17 protein-coding genes are annotated in these 15,773 nt (G+C 36.5%); all 17 read left to right on the forward strand.

Going from position 1 to position 15,773, the window contains the following annotated elements:
- Positions 1-34: 34 nt before the first annotated feature.
- Positions 35-604 (forward strand): TetR/AcrR family transcriptional regulator, encoded by a 570-nt coding sequence (locus tag FG167_RS09145; RefSeq protein WP_203458014.1) that lies wholly within the window; start codon positions 35-37, stop codon positions 602-604.
- Positions 605-672: 68 nt separating this feature from the next.
- On the forward strand, positions 673-1,746 hold the full coding sequence (locus tag FG167_RS09150; protein ID WP_203458015.1) for a 2Fe-2S iron-sulfur cluster-binding protein: 1,074 nt from the start codon (positions 673-675) through the stop codon (positions 1,744-1,746).
- 236 nt (positions 1,747-1,982) lie between these two features.
- On the forward strand, positions 1,983-2,939 hold the full coding sequence (paaA, locus tag FG167_RS09155; protein WP_203458016.1) for a 1,2-phenylacetyl-CoA epoxidase subunit PaaA: 957 nt from the start codon (positions 1,983-1,985) through the stop codon (positions 2,937-2,939).
- Positions 2,940-3,014: 75 nt separating this feature from the next.
- A complete protein-coding gene (gene paaB / locus FG167_RS09160) occupies positions 3,015-3,305 on the forward strand; it encodes a 1,2-phenylacetyl-CoA epoxidase subunit PaaB (protein ID WP_076732058.1) in 291 nt (96 codons plus the stop codon).
- A gap of 81 nt (positions 3,306-3,386) precedes the next feature.
- Complete coding sequence (gene paaC / locus FG167_RS09165) at positions 3,387-4,142, forward strand: 1,2-phenylacetyl-CoA epoxidase subunit PaaC (RefSeq protein WP_203458017.1); 756 nt, start codon at positions 3,387-3,389, stop codon at positions 4,140-4,142.
- Positions 4,143-4,234: 92 nt separating this feature from the next.
- A complete protein-coding gene (gene paaD / locus FG167_RS09170; RefSeq protein WP_203458018.1) occupies positions 4,235-4,732 on the forward strand; it encodes a 1,2-phenylacetyl-CoA epoxidase subunit PaaD in 498 nt (165 codons plus the stop codon).
- A 70-nt stretch (positions 4,733-4,802) separates the two neighbouring features.
- Positions 4,803-5,588: an enoyl-CoA hydratase-related protein gene (locus tag FG167_RS09175; protein ID WP_203458019.1), complete on the forward strand. Its 786-nt coding sequence runs from the start codon at positions 4,803-4,805 to the stop codon at positions 5,586-5,588.
- 55 nt (positions 5,589-5,643) lie between these two features.
- Positions 5,644-6,831, forward strand: a complete 1,188-nt coding sequence (locus FG167_RS09180; protein WP_203458020.1) for a 3-hydroxyacyl-CoA dehydrogenase NAD-binding domain-containing protein — start codon at positions 5,644-5,646, stop codon at positions 6,829-6,831.
- A 114-nt stretch (positions 6,832-6,945) separates the two neighbouring features.
- The gene (locus FG167_RS09185) at positions 6,946-7,347 is read left to right on the forward strand and encodes a hotdog fold thioesterase (RefSeq protein ID WP_239004362.1); all 402 of its coding nucleotides are present in this window, start codon (positions 6,946-6,948) and stop codon (positions 7,345-7,347) included.
- A gap of 280 nt (positions 7,348-7,627) precedes the next feature.
- Complete coding sequence (gene pcaF / locus FG167_RS09190; RefSeq protein ID WP_203458021.1) at positions 7,628-8,839, forward strand: 3-oxoadipyl-CoA thiolase; 1,212 nt, start codon at positions 7,628-7,630, stop codon at positions 8,837-8,839.
- Positions 8,840-9,048: 209 nt separating this feature from the next.
- Positions 9,049-9,459: a VOC family protein gene (locus FG167_RS09195; protein ID WP_203458022.1), complete on the forward strand. Its 411-nt coding sequence runs from the start codon at positions 9,049-9,051 to the stop codon at positions 9,457-9,459.
- Between the two features lie 117 nt (positions 9,460-9,576).
- On the forward strand, positions 9,577-12,078 hold the full coding sequence (gene paaZ, locus FG167_RS09200; RefSeq protein ID WP_203458023.1) for a phenylacetic acid degradation bifunctional protein PaaZ: 2,502 nt from the start codon (positions 9,577-9,579) through the stop codon (positions 12,076-12,078).
- 60 nt (positions 12,079-12,138) lie between these two features.
- Positions 12,139-12,423, forward strand: a complete 285-nt coding sequence (locus FG167_RS09205; RefSeq protein ID WP_203458024.1) for a GIY-YIG nuclease family protein — start codon at positions 12,139-12,141, stop codon at positions 12,421-12,423.
- 49 nt (positions 12,424-12,472) lie between these two features.
- Positions 12,473-13,225 (forward strand): enoyl-CoA hydratase/isomerase family protein, encoded by a 753-nt coding sequence (locus FG167_RS09210; RefSeq protein ID WP_203458025.1) that lies wholly within the window; start codon positions 12,473-12,475, stop codon positions 13,223-13,225.
- Complete coding sequence (locus FG167_RS09215; RefSeq protein ID WP_203458026.1) at positions 13,226-13,564, forward strand: n-acetylglutamate synthase; 339 nt, start codon at positions 13,226-13,228, stop codon at positions 13,562-13,564. It abuts the gene before it with no gap.
- 1 nt (position 13,565) lies between these two features.
- Complete coding sequence (locus FG167_RS09220) at positions 13,566-14,162, forward strand: transferase hexapeptide repeat family protein (protein ID WP_203458027.1); 597 nt, start codon at positions 13,566-13,568, stop codon at positions 14,160-14,162.
- A gap of 258 nt (positions 14,163-14,420) precedes the next feature.
- Positions 14,421-15,734: a dihydrolipoamide acetyltransferase family protein gene (locus FG167_RS09225; protein WP_203458028.1), complete on the forward strand. Its 1,314-nt coding sequence runs from the start codon at positions 14,421-14,423 to the stop codon at positions 15,732-15,734.
- The last annotated feature ends 39 nt before the right edge of the window (positions 15,735-15,773 follow it).

The following is a 15,773-nucleotide window of genomic DNA, read 5'->3' on the forward strand; positions in this document are numbered from 1 at the left end:
GTTACAACATATTTTTTTTATCTTCAGCCACTATATGACGCAGCAAACACGAAAAGACGAAATAATTAAAACAGCAGCCAAGCTTTTTAAAGAGAAAGGTTATAATGCCGTTACCATGCGAGATTTAGCAACAGCAATGGGAATGAAAGCTGCAAGTCTGTACAATCACATAAAATCAAAGCAAGAAATTTTAAAAGAAATAATTATTTCCCTTGCCGAAGAATTTACAAATGGGATGGATGCTATTTATAATTCCAAGACTTCTAATATCGATAAGCTAAAGCAAATAGTGGCTATGCATGTAAATATTACCGCGTGTAATACCAACCAAATGGCTTCCTTAAATAGCGATTGGATGCATCTAGAAGATCAATTAGATTATTATTTGCAGTTACGTAATGACTACGAAGCTAATTTTATTAAAATTATAAATCAAGGGATACATGCTTTAGAAATTAAACAAAGTAATCCCGAAGTGATTATGTTTTCTATGCTTTCTACGCTGCGTTCCCTCTATTTATGGATTCCCAAAAAAGAAGATCTTAACGCAAACGATTTAGCAAATAACCTAAGTGAAGTCCTCATTCACGGAATTAACAAATAGTTAATAATATTATTTTGTATATTTGTTCTCTAAACTAACAAGTGTTAGTTAAATTACAAAGTACAAATATGGCGCAATTTTATAAGCTCAAAATTCAAGATATATATAAAGAAACAGAAGATTGTTCTGTAATTTCTTTTGCTGTTCCAGACGAATTAAAAAACGAATTTAAATTCCGTCAAGGGCAACATTTAACATTAAAAGCAGATATTAATGGCGAAGATGTTCGTCGTTCCTACTCGCTTTGTTCTAGTCCTGCAGATAACCAATGGAAAGTGGCTGTAAAGGGAATTCCAGGGGGTAAATTTTCAAGCTATGTAAACGATAGTTTAAAAACAGGAGATACACTAGAAGTCATGGCGCCAAGCGGAAACTTCGGAGTTCCAGTACAACCAGATGCAGCTAAAAATTATCTGTTTTTTGCAGCTGGAAGCGGTGTTACACCAGTGCTTTCCATGATAAAGGCACACTTAACCGCAGAGCCAAACGCAACTTGTAAATTGTTTTATGTAAATAAAACCGCAAAATCCATTATCTTTAAAGAAGAACTAGAACAACTTAGAAATACCTTTTTTGGCAGACTAGAAATTTATTATTTCTTAACCAAAGAACGTAGAGATATTGAACTGTTTAATGGACGATTTGACGATGAGAAAATGCAAGTGCTAACCAAAACGTTTATCGATATTCCAGATACGAGTGAAGTATTTCTTTGCGGACCAGAAAAAATGGTAAACTATGTAAGCACTTATTTAATAGATGCAGGATTGCCTAAAGAATTGGTGCATTTCGAGCTTTTTGTTACCGGACTTTCAGATGAAGATATTAAAAGAGCAGAACGTTTAGCCAAACAAAATGTAGAAGGTGTTGAAGTAACTATTGTCGATGGCGGAAAAGAATTTGCTTTCACCATGACTAAAGATTACGATAATATTCTCGATGCAGCTTTAGGTGCAGGAGCAGATTTGCCATTCGCATGTAAAGGAGGCGTTTGTAGCACCTGTAAATGTCGCGTGGTTGAAGGCGCAGTAGAAATGAAAATAAACTACGCATTAGACGATAAAGAAGTCGCACAAAAACTAGTATTAAGCTGTCAAGCAGTACCAACAACAGGAAAAGTTGTGGTCGATTTTGATGTGTGAGCCAAAGGCGAGCATTCCCATGAAAATGGGAATCTCATCAATTTAATGTAATAAAAATTTGGGCGTTACCACAAGGGTCGCGCTTTCACAGCTCGCTATTTTTGCGAAAAAACAAAAAGGAGCTCAAACAAACTGTTCAATCGCTAACGCGAATGCAGTGTAACCAAAAAGATTTGTCATTCCGCACTTGATGCGGAATCCATTAATAAAAAACGATTCACGAACAACTATATATTATGAGTGAAGAACAAATAAAAAATCTAGAAGCGCAATTCGAAGCACGTATTGCCAGAGACGAGAAAATCGAACCAAAAGATTGGATGCCAGAAAAATATCGCAAAACGCATATTAGGCAAATGTCGCAACACGCACATTCCGAAATTGTAGGTATGCTTCCAGAAGGAAACTGGATCACAAGAGCACCTTCCTTACGTCGTAAAGTTGCCTTGTTGGCAAAAGTACAAGACGAAGCAGGACACGGTTTATATTTATATTCTGCTTGCGAAACTTTAGGGGTTTCTCGTGAAGAATTATACGAGCAATTACACTCCGGAAAAGCAAAATACTCTTCCATCTTTAACTACCCAACAATAACTTGGGCAGATATGGGAGCAGTAGGTTGGTTAGTAGATGGTGCTGCAATTATAAACCAAGTGCCATTGTGTAATACCTCTTACGGACCGTACGCAAGAGCAATGGTTCGTGTATGTAAAGAAGAAAGTTTTCACCAACGTCAAGGTTATGAAATCATGATAAAATTGGCTAATGGTACACCAGAACAAAAGGACATGGCACAAGATGCTTTAAATCGTTGGTGGTGGCCAAGTTTGATGATGTTAGGTCCTACAGATGCAGAATCTATCCACACAGAACAATCCATGAAATGGAAATTAAAACGTAAGTCTAACGACGATTTACGTCAGCAATTTATAGATCAAACGGTACCACAAGCCGAGTTAATCGGATTGACAATTCCAGATGCCGATTTAAAATGGAACGAAGAACGTCAGAGTTACGATTTTGGTGAAATCAATTGGGATGAGTTCTGGCAAGTTGTAAAAGGACATGGACCAATGAATAAAGAACGAATGAAAGCACGAGTTGGTGCTTGGGAAGAAGGTGAATGGGTTCGCGATGCAGCTATGGCTTACGCAGAAAAGAAACAAGAAAGAAAACAAAAACAAGCAATTTAAATTTCATTGTCAGTTCGAGTGAAATTGCTCTTTTGCAATTTTGTATCGAGAACAAGATAAAAAATACAATTAATTATGTCTGATAAAAAAAACTGGCCACTTTGGGAGGTCTTCGTAAGAAGTAAAAACGGATTAGAACATCGCCACTGCGGAAGTTTACACGCAGCAGATGAAGATATGGCATTAGAAAATGCACGTGACGTGTACACCAGAAGAAGTGAAGGTGTTAGTATTTGGGTAGTAGAATCTAAACATATAACAGCATCCAATCCAGAGAATAATGGTGAAATGTTTGAGCCTGCTCACGATAAAGTATATCGTCATCCAACATTTTACGATTTACCAGATGAGGTGAAACATATGTAAAATTCCTGCGAAGGCAGGAATCTCATAAATTGAAACTAAATGTCACCTTGAGCGCAGTCGAAAGGTCTCAATCGATTAAACATGATAAACGAAAACTTATACAAATACATTCTAGGTATCGCAGACAACAGTCTAATTCTCGGACAAAGATTAGGGTCGCTAACAGGTCATGGGCCAAGTCTAGAAACAGATATTGCATGTACCAATATGTCTTTAGATTTATTCGGACAAGTAAGAAGTTATTACCAATATGCAGCAAAAATTGCAGGTGATAATAGAACCGAAGATGATATTGCAATGCTTCGTAAAGAAAGAGAATATGTAAATGTATTGTTGGTAGAACAACCAAATACGGACTTTGCATATACTATGGCACGTCAGTTTTTATTCGATGTCTACCACTTACTTTTTTTACAAGAATTACAGAAAAGCAAAGACTTAACATTGTCGGCAATAGCAAACAAATCCATTAAAGAAGTAAGCTATCATTTGCGTTTTTCTACAGATTGGATAAAACGTTTAGGAGATGGAACAGCTGTAAGCCATCAAAAAATGCAAGATGCTATCGATGGATTATGGACGTATACCGATGAGTTATTTCATCAAACCGAAGCAGATAAGGCTATGGTTGCTGAAGGAATTGGTGTAGATGTTACTTTGTTAAAAGAAGCATATTATGAAAAAGTAAATGCCGTTTTAGAAGAAGCAACACTGGAAATTCCAGAATCTAAATGGTTTCAAAAAGGAGGTAAAAAAGGAATTCATACAGAACATTTAGGGTATTTATTAGCAGAGCTTCAATATATGCAGCGTGCTTATCCTAATATGGAATGGTAGAAAATGCCTTTTTTGTCATTTCCGCGAAGGCGGAAATCTCATAAATCAAAACTAAATGTCACCTCGAGCGCAGTCGAGAGGTCTCAATAAATATGACAACAGAACAAAACATAGACGAAATTTTAATTCCAATTCTGGAACAGGTTTCAGATCCTGAAATTCCAGTATTATCTATTATGGATATGGGAGTTGTTCGTTCAGCTGTTATAGAAAAGGATATGGTGAAAGTGCAAATAACACCAACCTATAGTGGTTGTCCAGCAATGGATGTTATTGGTGACGATATTAAAAGTGCTTTAAAAGCAGCAGGATATGATTCCGAAATAGAATTAATTCTTGCACCAGCTTGGACCACCGATTGGATTACACCAAGAGGAAGAAAAGCTCTAGAAGATTACGGAATAGCAGCACCTTTAAACGCAGAAGCAGATAAAGATGTATTGCTAAATGGAAAACGATTAGTAAAGTGTACCAATTGTGGTTCCACAAATACAAGATTAGTAAGTCAGTTTGGTTCCACAGCATGCAAAGCACAATTTCAGTGTGATGATTGCCAAGAACCATTTGATTACTTTAAATGTTTAAAATAGAAAATGGATGTCAGTTCGAGTGAAATTGCTTTTTTGCAATTTTGTATCGAGAACAAATAAAAAATAAGGTATGAGTAACAATTCAATTCTAATAAAAATAGAAAATAAAGTAGCATACATAACGCTAAACAGACCAGAAGTCTTCAATAGTTTCAATCGTGAAATGGCATTTTTACTGCACGACACATTAGATGCTTGTGAAAAAAATGAAGATGTGAGAGCCATTGTTCTTACAGGAAACGGAAAAGCATTTTGTGCCGGTCAAGATTTAAAAGAAGTTACAGATCCAGATTTGAATCCAGGATTTAAAAAAATACTAGAAGAACACTACAATCCGATAATCACTAGAATTAGAAATATTAAAAAACCAGTAATTGCTGCGGTTAACGGAGTAGCAGCAGGAGCAGGAGCAAATATTGCTTTGGCTTGTGATATTGTTGTTGCGCATGAAAAAGTAAGTTTTATTCAAGCTTTTAGTTTGATAGGTTTGGTTCCAGATAGTGCTGGGACTTTCTTTTTACCAAGATTAATCGGATTTCAAAAAGCATTGGCTTTAGCTATGCTTGGTGATAAAATTGGAGCTGAAGAAGCAGAAAGAATGGGCATGATTTACAAATGTGTTCCTACGGAAGAATTTGAGGAAACCATTTATAAACTAGCTTTAAAACTAGCAAACATGCCAACTAAAGCATTGGGAATGATTAAAGAATTATTCAATAAATCGATGACTAACGATTTAGAATCGCAATTGGCTTTAGAATCTAAATTGCAAATAGAAGCAGCACAAAGCAATGATTATGCAGAAGGTGTTGCGGCATTTATTGAAAAAAGAAAACCGAGTTTTAAAGGAAACTAAAAAGGACGCAACCTTCAAGGTTTCTGAAACCTTGTAGGTTTTTAATAAAATATACATGAATATAGGAATCATAGGAGGAGGAACCATGGGAAGCGGCATCGCGCAAGTGGCTGCAACTTCTGGTTGTACAGTAAAGTTATACGATACCAATCAAGCAGCTTTAGATAAAGCAAAAGGAAGTTTGGAGAAAATATTATTGCGTTTAATTGAAAAAGGAAGAATTGATACATCTGAAAAAGATAGAATTCAAGCAAACATCGCTTATGTAAGCAACCTAAAAGATTTAGCAGATTCCAACCTAACTATAGAAGCCATTATTGAAAACCTAGACATTAAGAAAAAAGTGTTTTCAGAATTAGAAAGCTATGTTGCAGATGATTGTATTATTGCATCAAACACATCTAGTTTATCTATAGCATCCATTGCAGCATCCCTTAAAAAACCGGAACGCTGCGTTGGGATTCACTTTTTTAATCCAGCGCCTTTAATGAAATTGGTGGAAGTAATTCCTGCCATACAAACTTCAAAAGAGGTTTTGGAGAAAGCTATCCAAACGATTACCGATTGGAAAAAAGTAGTAGCAGTTGCTAAAGACACGCCAGGATTTATAGTAAATAGAGTAGCAAGACCATTTTACGGCGAAGCACTAAGAATTTATGAAGAAGGATTAGCCGATTTTGCAACCATCGATCATAGTTTAAAATCTTTAGGTGGTTTCAGAATGGGGCCATTCGAATTGATGGATTTCATTGGAAATGATGTGAATTATACTGTTACCGAAACCGTATTCACCGCTTTCTATTTTGATCCAAGATATAAGCCTTCGTTTACGCAAAAACGTTTTTCAGAAGCAGGTTATTTAGGACGGAAATCAGGAAAAGGATATTATGACTACGATGAAAACGGAAAAATAATTAACACAAATCATGCTAACACAAGAACTTTTGAAACCTATGAAAAGGAAATGGTTCTTAAAAATCAAATTTTCGATCGTGTATTAGTCATGCTAATCAACGAAGCAGCAGACGCACTATTTTTAAATATCGCATCTGCAGCAGATATCGATATAGCGATGACCAAAGGAGTTAATTATCCGAAAGGCTTATTGGCTTGGGCTGATGAAAAAGGAATCGATTGGTGTGTTTCAAAATTAGATGCATTATACAACGAATACCACGAAGATAGATATCGCTGTAGTCCGTTGTTACGAAAAATGAACAGAGAAAATAAAACATTTTTTTAGTTAAATGTCAGTTCAAGTGAAATTGCTTTTATAGCAATTTTCTTTATAGAACAATTGAAACTAAGTATCACCTTGAGCGCAGTCGAAAGGTTTTAAATAACAAAAAAATATAAATTGAAACCAGAACAAATTCCACATAAAATGCTATCCCAAGACGCATACAGCACTTGGCTAGGAATAGAAATTCTAGAATGTGAAATCGGACGATGTAAAGTCGGAATGACCATTAGAAAGGAAATGTTGAACAGCATGAATAAAGCGCATGGCGGAATTAGCTATTCGTTAGCAGATACCGCTTTCGGATTTGCTGCAAACACACATGGTAAATATGCTGTTTCCATTGAAACAAGTATTAACCATATTGAAGCATTAAATGAAGGCGATTATATTGTTGCAGAATCGGTAATAGAAACGGTAAAGAATAGATTAGGCTTTAATATTATAGAAGTGAAAAGAGGTGATGAAATGGTAGCACTTTTTAAAGGCGTGGTTTATCGTACCCAAAAAGATTGGTAAAGTTCCTGCGCAGGCAGGAATCTCTTAGTTAAAGGAAAATAAACTTTGGCTAAGAAAAAAACATAGCAAATACCTGCGTTAGGGATTGAAACGATATCCTTTTTTACGTCAGTTCGAGTGAAATTGCTTTTTTGCAATTTAGTATCGAGAATAAGTAAAAAAAAAACACCTGCCGGCAGGCAGGTACATAGAAAAGCCCGACACTACGTAGCTTTAGCGAAGTAGTGTAACGCCAAAAAATAGTAATAATTAAAAGATACCTGCTTTCGCAGGCATGAATATGGAAGCATATATAATAGACGGAATTAGAACACCAATAGGAAACTACAAAGGCACATTATCTGCTGTGAGAACAGACGATTTAGGAGCATTAGTAATTTCAGAAATCGTAAAACGAAATCCGAGTATCCCAAAGGAAGCATACGACGATGTCATTATGGGCTGCGCAAATCAGGCGGGAGAAGACAATCGTAATGTTGCAAGAATGTCATCTCTGTTAGCCGGATTACCATTTACCGTGCCTGGTGAAACCGTAAACCGATTATGCAGCTCTGGTTTATCGGCAATCATTCACGCAAATCGTGCAATAAAAGCAGGAGACGGCGATGTCTTTATTTCTGGAGGCGTTGAGAATATGACACGCGGACCCTACGTAATGGCAAAACCATCTTCGGCATTTGGTGGCGATTCAAAAATGTATGACTCTACTTTCGGATGGCGTTTTATCAACCCTAAAATGCAACAAATGTATGGTACAGACGGCATGGGAATGACGGCTGAAAACCTAGTAGAAAAATATAATATCTCTAGAGAAGATCAAGATAAGTTCGCGCTTTGGAGTCAGCAAAAGGCAACCAAAGCACAAGAAAACGGACGTTTAGCAAAGGAAATTGTAACCGTTGAAATTCCACAACGCAAAAAAGATCCAATTCTTTTTTCTAAAGATGAATTTGTAAAACCAACAAGCTCTTTAGAAATCTTAGGAAAACTAAGACCGGCATTCAAAAAAGAAGGTGGAAGTGTAACTGCTGGAAACTCTTCGGGGTTAAACGACGGAGCAGCAGCAACTATTATCGCTTCAGCAGATGCAGTAAAAAAATACAACCTAAAACCATTAGCACGAATAGTAAGTTCAGCAGTGGTTGGTGTCGAGCCAAGAATTATGGGAATTGGTCCAGTTGAAGCTTCAAATAAAGCATTGGCAAAAGCAGGATTAACCATGGAAGATATGGATATCATCGAACTTAACGAAGCTTTTGCAGCGCAAGCATTAGCATGCATTCGTGCTTGGGGATTAGCCGATAACGATTCCAGAATTAACCCAAATGGAGGTGCAATTGCTATTGGTCATCCGCTTGGTGTTACAGGAGCAAGAGTTGCTTTTTCTGCAGCTTTAGAATTAAAACAACAGAACAAAAAATATGCGTTGATCACGATGTGTATTGGTGTCGGACAAGGGTATGCTGCGATTATTGAAAATGTGAATTTGTAAAATAGTTTGGGCGTTACCACAAGGGTCGCGCTTTCACTACTCGCTCTTTTTGAGAAAATCAAAAAGGAGCTCAAACAAACCGTTCAATCGCTAACGCAAACCCTCTCGAATGAAAAAGACCGCATAGGTTTTTTAAACTTTTGAGGTCTAGAATAGTTTACCCTGCGAGGTTGTAGAAGCCTTGTAGCTATTAAAAAACAATTAGGAATATGAGTATAAAAAGAACAGGTTTAATTCTATATGTAAAAGCATATAAGGAGTGTGTTCATTTTTATGCTGAAGTTTTAAGCCTTTCTGTTTTATTTCAGAATGAAGATTTAACGTGTTTTGATTTCTTCGGAACCTATTTAATGGTCGAAAAAGAAGATAGATTAGATTATTTAGAAGACGTTTCAGAAAATAAAAATTACAGTTGTCTACGAATAAATGTAGCAGATGTAAGAGCCGTTTCAGAGACGCTAAAAAAACAAAATATTAAAGTCGATTACCAAGAACATGATTGGGGGAAAGTAGCAAAATTTAAAGATCCAGAAGGAAATTTAATTGCTTTTAAAGATGAGGGAAGTTTTGCGAAACAAATAGAAGATTACAAATCGATCAAGGATTCAAAAACCTTGTAAGTAAAAAATTATAATTATAAAGTCACTTCGAGTGATTCCGATTTTTTCTATCGGAATGGTATCGAGAAGACATAAAAATAGTTTCCCGCTTGGAGGGAATGATAAATACATTTATCAATGAAAAAGATAGAGCACTACGTCCAAGGACAATGGACAACAGGTAAAGAAGAAGGAACACCAATTCTCGATGCAGTAACAGGTGAAGCATTCACTAGCGTTGCTATTGAAGGTTTAGACGTTCCAGAAATCCTAAACTACGGAAGAATAAAAGGAGGAGAGAAACTTCGTAAAATGACTTTTCAAGAACGTGGAAACATGCTTAAAAGTTTAGCCTTATATCTTACCAAAAGAAAAAATGCGTTTTACGATTTAAGCTATAGGACTGGAGCAACCAAAGTAGATAGTTGGATAGACATTGAAGGTGGTTTCGGAAACTTATTCGCAAACGCTTCCTTGCGTAAGCTATTCCCAAATCAATCCTATCACGTAGAAGGCGATGCTATCGATTTATCTCGTGGCGGACGCTTTATGGCACATCATATTATGGTGCCTAAAAAAGGAGTTGCTGTGCATATTAATGCTTTCAACTTCCCAGTTTGGGGAATGTTAGAAAAATGTGCAGTAAACTGGATGGCTGGAGTTCCTGCTGTGGTTTTACCAGCACCTTCGACTTCCTATTTGGCTGAAGCGGTAGCAAAAGAAATTATAGCATCCGGTATTTTACCAGAAGGCGCATTACAAATCATAAACGGAACCGTAAAAACCATTTTAGATACTGTAGAGTCTCAAGATGTGGTAACCTTTACGGGTTCTGCAAAAGTAGGACGCTTGTTAAAAGCGCATCCTAGATTAATTGAGGAGTCTGTTCCATTTACTATGGAAGCCGATTCTTTAAATGCTTCCGTTTTGGGAGAAGATGCTGTTCCTGGAACACCAGAATTCGATTTGTTTATTAAAGAAGTTAGAAAAGAAATGACCGTAAAAGCAGGACAGAAATGTACTGCGATTAGAAGAATCATTGTTCCGGAAAAATTAGTAGATGATGTGCAATCCGCATTATCAAAAGCTTTAGACAAAGTAACTATTGGAGATCCAAGATTGAAAGAAGTAAGAATGGGATCTTTGGTAAGTCATCAACAAGTGCAAGCGGTTAGAGATTCTGTAAATGATTTATCTAAAGAAGCACAAATCGTTTACGGAAGTTTAGATGAAATAAACACGATTGGAGCAGATGCTAAAAAAGGAGCTTTTATTAGTCCGATTTTATTAAGATCAGATAACCCTTTTCAAAATACAGTTATTCATGAACGTGAAGCTTTCGGACCAGTAAGTACTATAATGCCTTATAAAAACTTAGACGAAGCGATTACTTTAGCACAAATGGGTAAAGGATCATTAGTATCATCTATTGCCACAAATGATGATAAGATTGCGAAAGAGTATGTTATAAATGCAGCATCTCATCACGGTCGTATTATGGTGGTTAATCGTGATATGGCTAAAGAAAGTACTGGTCATGGTTCACCATTACCATATTTAGTTCATGGAGGTCCAGGTCGTGCTGGTGGAGGAGAAGAAATGGGAGGAATGCGTGGCATAAAACATTATTTGCAACGTACAGCAATCCAAGGTTCACCAACAACATTAACGGAGATTACTGGTATTTACCAGCAAAACGCAAAATACAAGGAAGCACCACAGCATCCATTTAAATACCATTGGGAAGATATCCAACCAGGAATGTCTATGAAAACCCACAGACGTACATTTACAGATACAGATATTATCAATTTTGCAAATGTCACTTGGGATCATTTCTATGCGCATACAGATATTACCTCTTTAGATGGAAGTATTTTCGAACAAAGAACAGCGCATGGTTATTTCATTATTTCGGCTGCTGCAGGATTATTTGTATACCCAAATAAAGGGCCAGTTTCTGCGAATTACGGATTAGAAGAATGCAGATTCTTACGTCCGTTGTACCATAACGATACTATTTATGTTCGATTAACGTGTAAGCAAAAAGTAGATAGAGATGTGGCTGCGGCAGAACATCCTAGCGGCATTGTAAAATGGTATGCAGAAATTTTCGATGCGAATACCGATGAGAAAGTAGCGTTTGCAACTGTATTAACCATGGTGCAGAAGAAGCAAGAAGTTTTAACGGAAATGACGGAAGATAAAATTAATGCATGTCTTTCTGCTTTAAAAGAAGATGCAAAACCACAATGGGGAATTATGACGCCACAGCACATGATGGAGCATTTGGAGTATACTTATAAAATCGCATCCGGAGAAATTCAAGATTTTGAAATAGCAACACCAGAAAAGATTTTAGATAAAGTACATAATAGTTTATGGAACTATGACAAGTTTCCACTCAAATCACAGTTTCCGCATCTAGAAAAAGATACTTTAGATGATTTAAAACATCCAGATTTAGAAACTGCAATCGAAAAATTTAAAGCACAAAGAGAAAAATACTTAGCCTATTTTAAAGAAAATCCAGAAGCTAAATTAAAGAATTTGGTTTTCGGAGAATTAAATAAATACGAATCGTATTTGTTAGAGAGAAAACACTTGAATCATCACTTTGAGCAATTCAATTTACTATAGTAAATTGAATTGCTCGAAGCACTCGAGAAATCGGGTGTCTCATTAATCAAAGTTTGAAACTTGAAACACAATGTATACATAATTACGAACAAACGAGAAGGTGTTTTGTACATTGGAAAAACAGGAGACTTAAAAAAAAGAATGTATCAACATAAAAATAAGGTACATCCAACAACGTTTTCTGCAAGATATAATTTAGATAAACTGGTTTATTTTGAAGAACATAAAACGGAAGTAGAAGCTAAATTAAGAGAAAAGCAAATGAAGAAATGGAAGAGGTCTTGGAAAATAGACTTAATAAAAAAAACGAATCCCGATTGGAAGGATTTGTATAAAAATTTATAAATAGTAATAAATAAAACGAGATTCCCACTTTCGTGGGAACGCTAAAGCGATGAACACACCATACGTAACAATAAACATAGAAAACGAAGTAGGATACATCGAGTTTTTCCATCCTGCACACAATTCCTTGCCTGGAGATGTTTTAGCAAAACTAGCGCAAACCATTACAGACGCTGGAACTAACGACGCTATTAAAGTAGTGGTTCTTAAAAGTGGCCGAGACAGAACTTTTTGCGCAGGAGCAAGCTTCGAAGAACTAATAAACATCAATGATGCAGCCACGGGAAAAGTATTCTTTTCCGGATTTGCAAACGTGATTAACGCGATGCGCAAATGTCCGAAATTTATTATCGGTCGCATTCAAGGAAAAACCGTTGGTGGTGGTGTTGGACTAGCTGCTGCAACCGATTATTGTATGGCATCTAAATTTGCCGCTATTAAGTTGTCCGAGTTAAATATTGGAATTGGACCATTTGTAGTCGGACCAGCAATCGAGCGTAAAATGGGATTAAGCGCCATGTCGCAAATAGCAATTGACGCAAATACATTTTATCCAGCAGAATGGGCAAAACAAAAAGGTTTATTCACGCAAGTGTATGAAAGCACCAAAGAATTAGATGAAGCTGTAAAAACAACCGCAGAACACTTATGTACTTATAATACAGAAGCGATGCTAGAAATGAAAAAAGTATTCTGGCAAGGAACAGATCATTGGGATGCGTTACTAGCAGAACGCGCAGCAACAAGTGGTAAATTGGTATTAAGTGATTTTACAAAAGAAAAATTAAAAGGATTTAAATAGATGTTTCATTATAATGATAAAAAATTTAAAGCTGTAAAGAACACTAGTAATGGTGAGACTTCAGAAGAGACTATTTTTCATTATAAGCAAACAAAAAATATAGTAACAGCAACATATTCTGGAGGCCAAATTATAGAAGGGCATCTTATAGGTTTAGTTTCCAAAGATGGAGAAATAAATATGAGATACCATCAGGTGAATACGAATGGCGATTTAATGACAGGCGTATGCAAATCTATTCCAGAAATGGGTTCCAATGGAAAAATTAGATTGCATGAAGAATGGCAATGGACCTCAGGAGATAAAAGTAAAGGCAAATCAATAATAGAAGAATTATAATATGATTTACAGTTTTAAAGGCTACACACCGGTTGTACACGAATCCAGTTTCGTGCATCCGCTTGCGGCAGTAACAGGAAATGTCATTATTGGCAAAAATTGTTATGTTGGTCCGGGAGCAGCCATTCGTGGCGATTGGGGACAAATCATTTTAGAAGATGGCGTAAACGTGCAAGAAAATTGCACGGTGCACATGTTTCCTGGAAAATCTATTACGCTTAAAGAAAGTGCACATGTTGGTCATGGAGCGATTATTCACGGCGCAAATTTGGGTAGAAATTGCTTGATAGGAATGAACACTGTAATCATGGACGATGCCGAAATTGGTGACGAATCCATAGTTGGTGCCATGGCATTTGTAAAAGCCGAAACTAAAATCCCGAACCGAAGTTTGGTTGTTGGTAATCCTGCAAAAGTCATCAAGCAGGTTAGTGATGAGATGATCGCTTGGAAAACTAAAGGCACACAATTATACCAGCAATTACCAGCAGATTGCCACGAGAGTTTAAAAGCAGTTGAGCCATTGCGGGAAGTGCCCGAAAACATGAAAATACAAGAAGGAGCTTATGATACCCTTCGCGATTTTTTAAAGAAATAGTTGGGTTAGTCTAACGTGAATTTATTAAAGTTGGGCGTTACCACAAGGGTCGCGCTTTACACTATATCTTTTTTTCTTGTTCTCGATACAAAATTGCAAAAAGCAATTTCACTCGAACTGACATAAAAAAGGATGCCATTTCAATCGCTAACGCAAATTGCGGTAAAAATAAAGATAGAATAAACTAACAAACGCTAGTTAATACGTTTTGTCATTCTGCACGTGATGCGGAATCTATAAAATAAAAGAAAAAAGACCATGTCTAATTACGAATTAAAGATGCCCAAAATGGGCGAAAGTATTACAGAAGGAACCATTATTAATTGGTTAGTTGCAGAAGGAGATTCTTTTGAAGAAGGAGATATTCTTCTAGAAGTAGCTACCGATAAGGTAGATAACGAAGTGCCAGCTCCAGCAGCGGGAACATTAGTTAAAATGATGTTTCAAGCAAAAGATGTTGTTCCTGTAGGAGGAGTTATGGCTATTTTAGAAGTTTCAGAAGAAGTAAAATCTTCAGAAAAGAAAGATGTCACTCTGAGCGCAGTCGAAGAGCCTCAGAAAAAGAAAGAAGTAAAAAAGAAACGTACTGTCAGTCCGAGTGTAGCCAAAGAATCTCCATCTAACTCATTTTCAGTAAACAACTCAAACACCTTCTTTTCGCCATTAGTAATTAAAATAGCAAAAGAGCATCACATTAGTTTTGAAGAATTAGCACGAATTCCTGCAACAGGAAACGAAGGCCGATTACGCAAAAGCGATGTGTTTCAATATATAGAAGAAGGACGACCATACAAGTTTGCTCAACCAGTAGCAGAAAAAGATCCAACAGCATATAGAATTCCCCAATTAAATTTCGATAAAGGCAAAGGAAAAGTCATCGAAATGGACAGAATGCGCCAAATGATTGCAGATCACATGGTCTATTCCAAACATACTTCGCCACACGTTACTGCTTATGTAGAAGCAGACATGACCAATATGGTGAATTGGAGAAATGTAAATAAAGTCGCTTTTCAAGAAAAGCATGGACAACGTTTAACCTTCACGCCACTATTTGTAGAAGCCGTAGCAAAAGCGGTTAAAGATTTTCCCAACATTAATGCTTCCGTAGATGGTAATAATATTATTGTAAAGGAAGATATAAATATTGGTATGGCAACGGCATTACCAAGCGGAAACTTAATCGTTCCTGTGGTAAAAAATGCAGATACTAAAAATTTAATAGAGATTGCCAGTATTGTAAATGGTCTAGCTGGAAAAGCTAGAGAAAACAATTTAGCAGGAGACGATATTAAAGGTAGCACGTTCACTATTTCTAACGTAGGAACTTTTGGAAGTGTGATGGGAACGCCAATCATTAACCAGCCAGAAGTTGCCATCTTAGCATTAGGAATTATAAAAAAAAGACCAGAAGTTATCACTACTGAAAAAGGAGATGAAATCGCTATTCGTAGTATGATGTACTTATCGCTTTCTTTCGATCATCGCGTTGTCGATGGCTTTTTAGGGGGAAGTTTTGTGCGAAGAGTTGCAGACTATTTTGAGCAATTTGATGTAGATAGAGAAATTTAAAAAGTACTGTCACTTCGAGTGATTCCGATTTTGCAAATC

The organism is Lacinutrix sp. WUR7 (assembly GCF_016864015.1).
Lineage (GTDB): Bacteria > Bacteroidota > Bacteroidia > Flavobacteriales > Flavobacteriaceae > Oceanihabitans.

Bases quoted from the DNA above. Each gene is read 5' to 3' on its own strand.
- FG167_RS09145 (WP_203458014.1), top strand. From the start codon at position 35: ATGACGCAGCAAACACGAAAAGACGAAATAATTAAAACAGCAGCCAAG.
- FG167_RS09150 (WP_203458015.1), top strand. From the start codon at position 673: ATGGCGCAATTTTATAAGCTCAAAATTCAAGATATATATAAAGAAACA.
- paaA (WP_203458016.1), top strand. From the start codon at position 1,983: ATGAGTGAAGAACAAATAAAAAATCTAGAAGCGCAATTCGAAGCACGT.
- paaB (WP_076732058.1), top strand. From the start codon at position 3,015: ATGTCTGATAAAAAAAACTGGCCACTTTGGGAGGTCTTCGTAAGAAGT.
- paaC (WP_203458017.1), top strand. From the start codon at position 3,387: ATGATAAACGAAAACTTATACAAATACATTCTAGGTATCGCAGACAAC.
- paaD (WP_203458018.1), top strand. From the start codon at position 4,235: ATGACAACAGAACAAAACATAGACGAAATTTTAATTCCAATTCTGGAA.
- FG167_RS09175 (WP_203458019.1), top strand. From the start codon at position 4,803: ATGAGTAACAATTCAATTCTAATAAAAATAGAAAATAAAGTAGCATAC.
- FG167_RS09180 (WP_203458020.1), top strand. From the start codon at position 5,644: ATGAATATAGGAATCATAGGAGGAGGAACCATGGGAAGCGGCATCGCG.
- pcaF (WP_203458021.1), top strand. From the start codon at position 7,628: ATGGAAGCATATATAATAGACGGAATTAGAACACCAATAGGAAACTAC.
- FG167_RS09195 (WP_203458022.1), top strand. From the start codon at position 9,049: ATGAGTATAAAAAGAACAGGTTTAATTCTATATGTAAAAGCATATAAG.
- paaZ (WP_203458023.1), top strand. From the start codon at position 9,577: ATGAAAAAGATAGAGCACTACGTCCAAGGACAATGGACAACAGGTAAA.
- FG167_RS09210 (WP_203458025.1), top strand. From the start codon at position 12,473: ATGAACACACCATACGTAACAATAAACATAGAAAACGAAGTAGGATAC.
- FG167_RS09215 (WP_203458026.1), top strand. From the start codon at position 13,226: ATGTTTCATTATAATGATAAAAAATTTAAAGCTGTAAAGAACACTAGT.
- FG167_RS09220 (WP_203458027.1), top strand. From the start codon at position 13,566: ATGATTTACAGTTTTAAAGGCTACACACCGGTTGTACACGAATCCAGT.
- FG167_RS09225 (WP_203458028.1), top strand. From the start codon at position 14,421: ATGTCTAATTACGAATTAAAGATGCCCAAAATGGGCGAAAGTATTACA.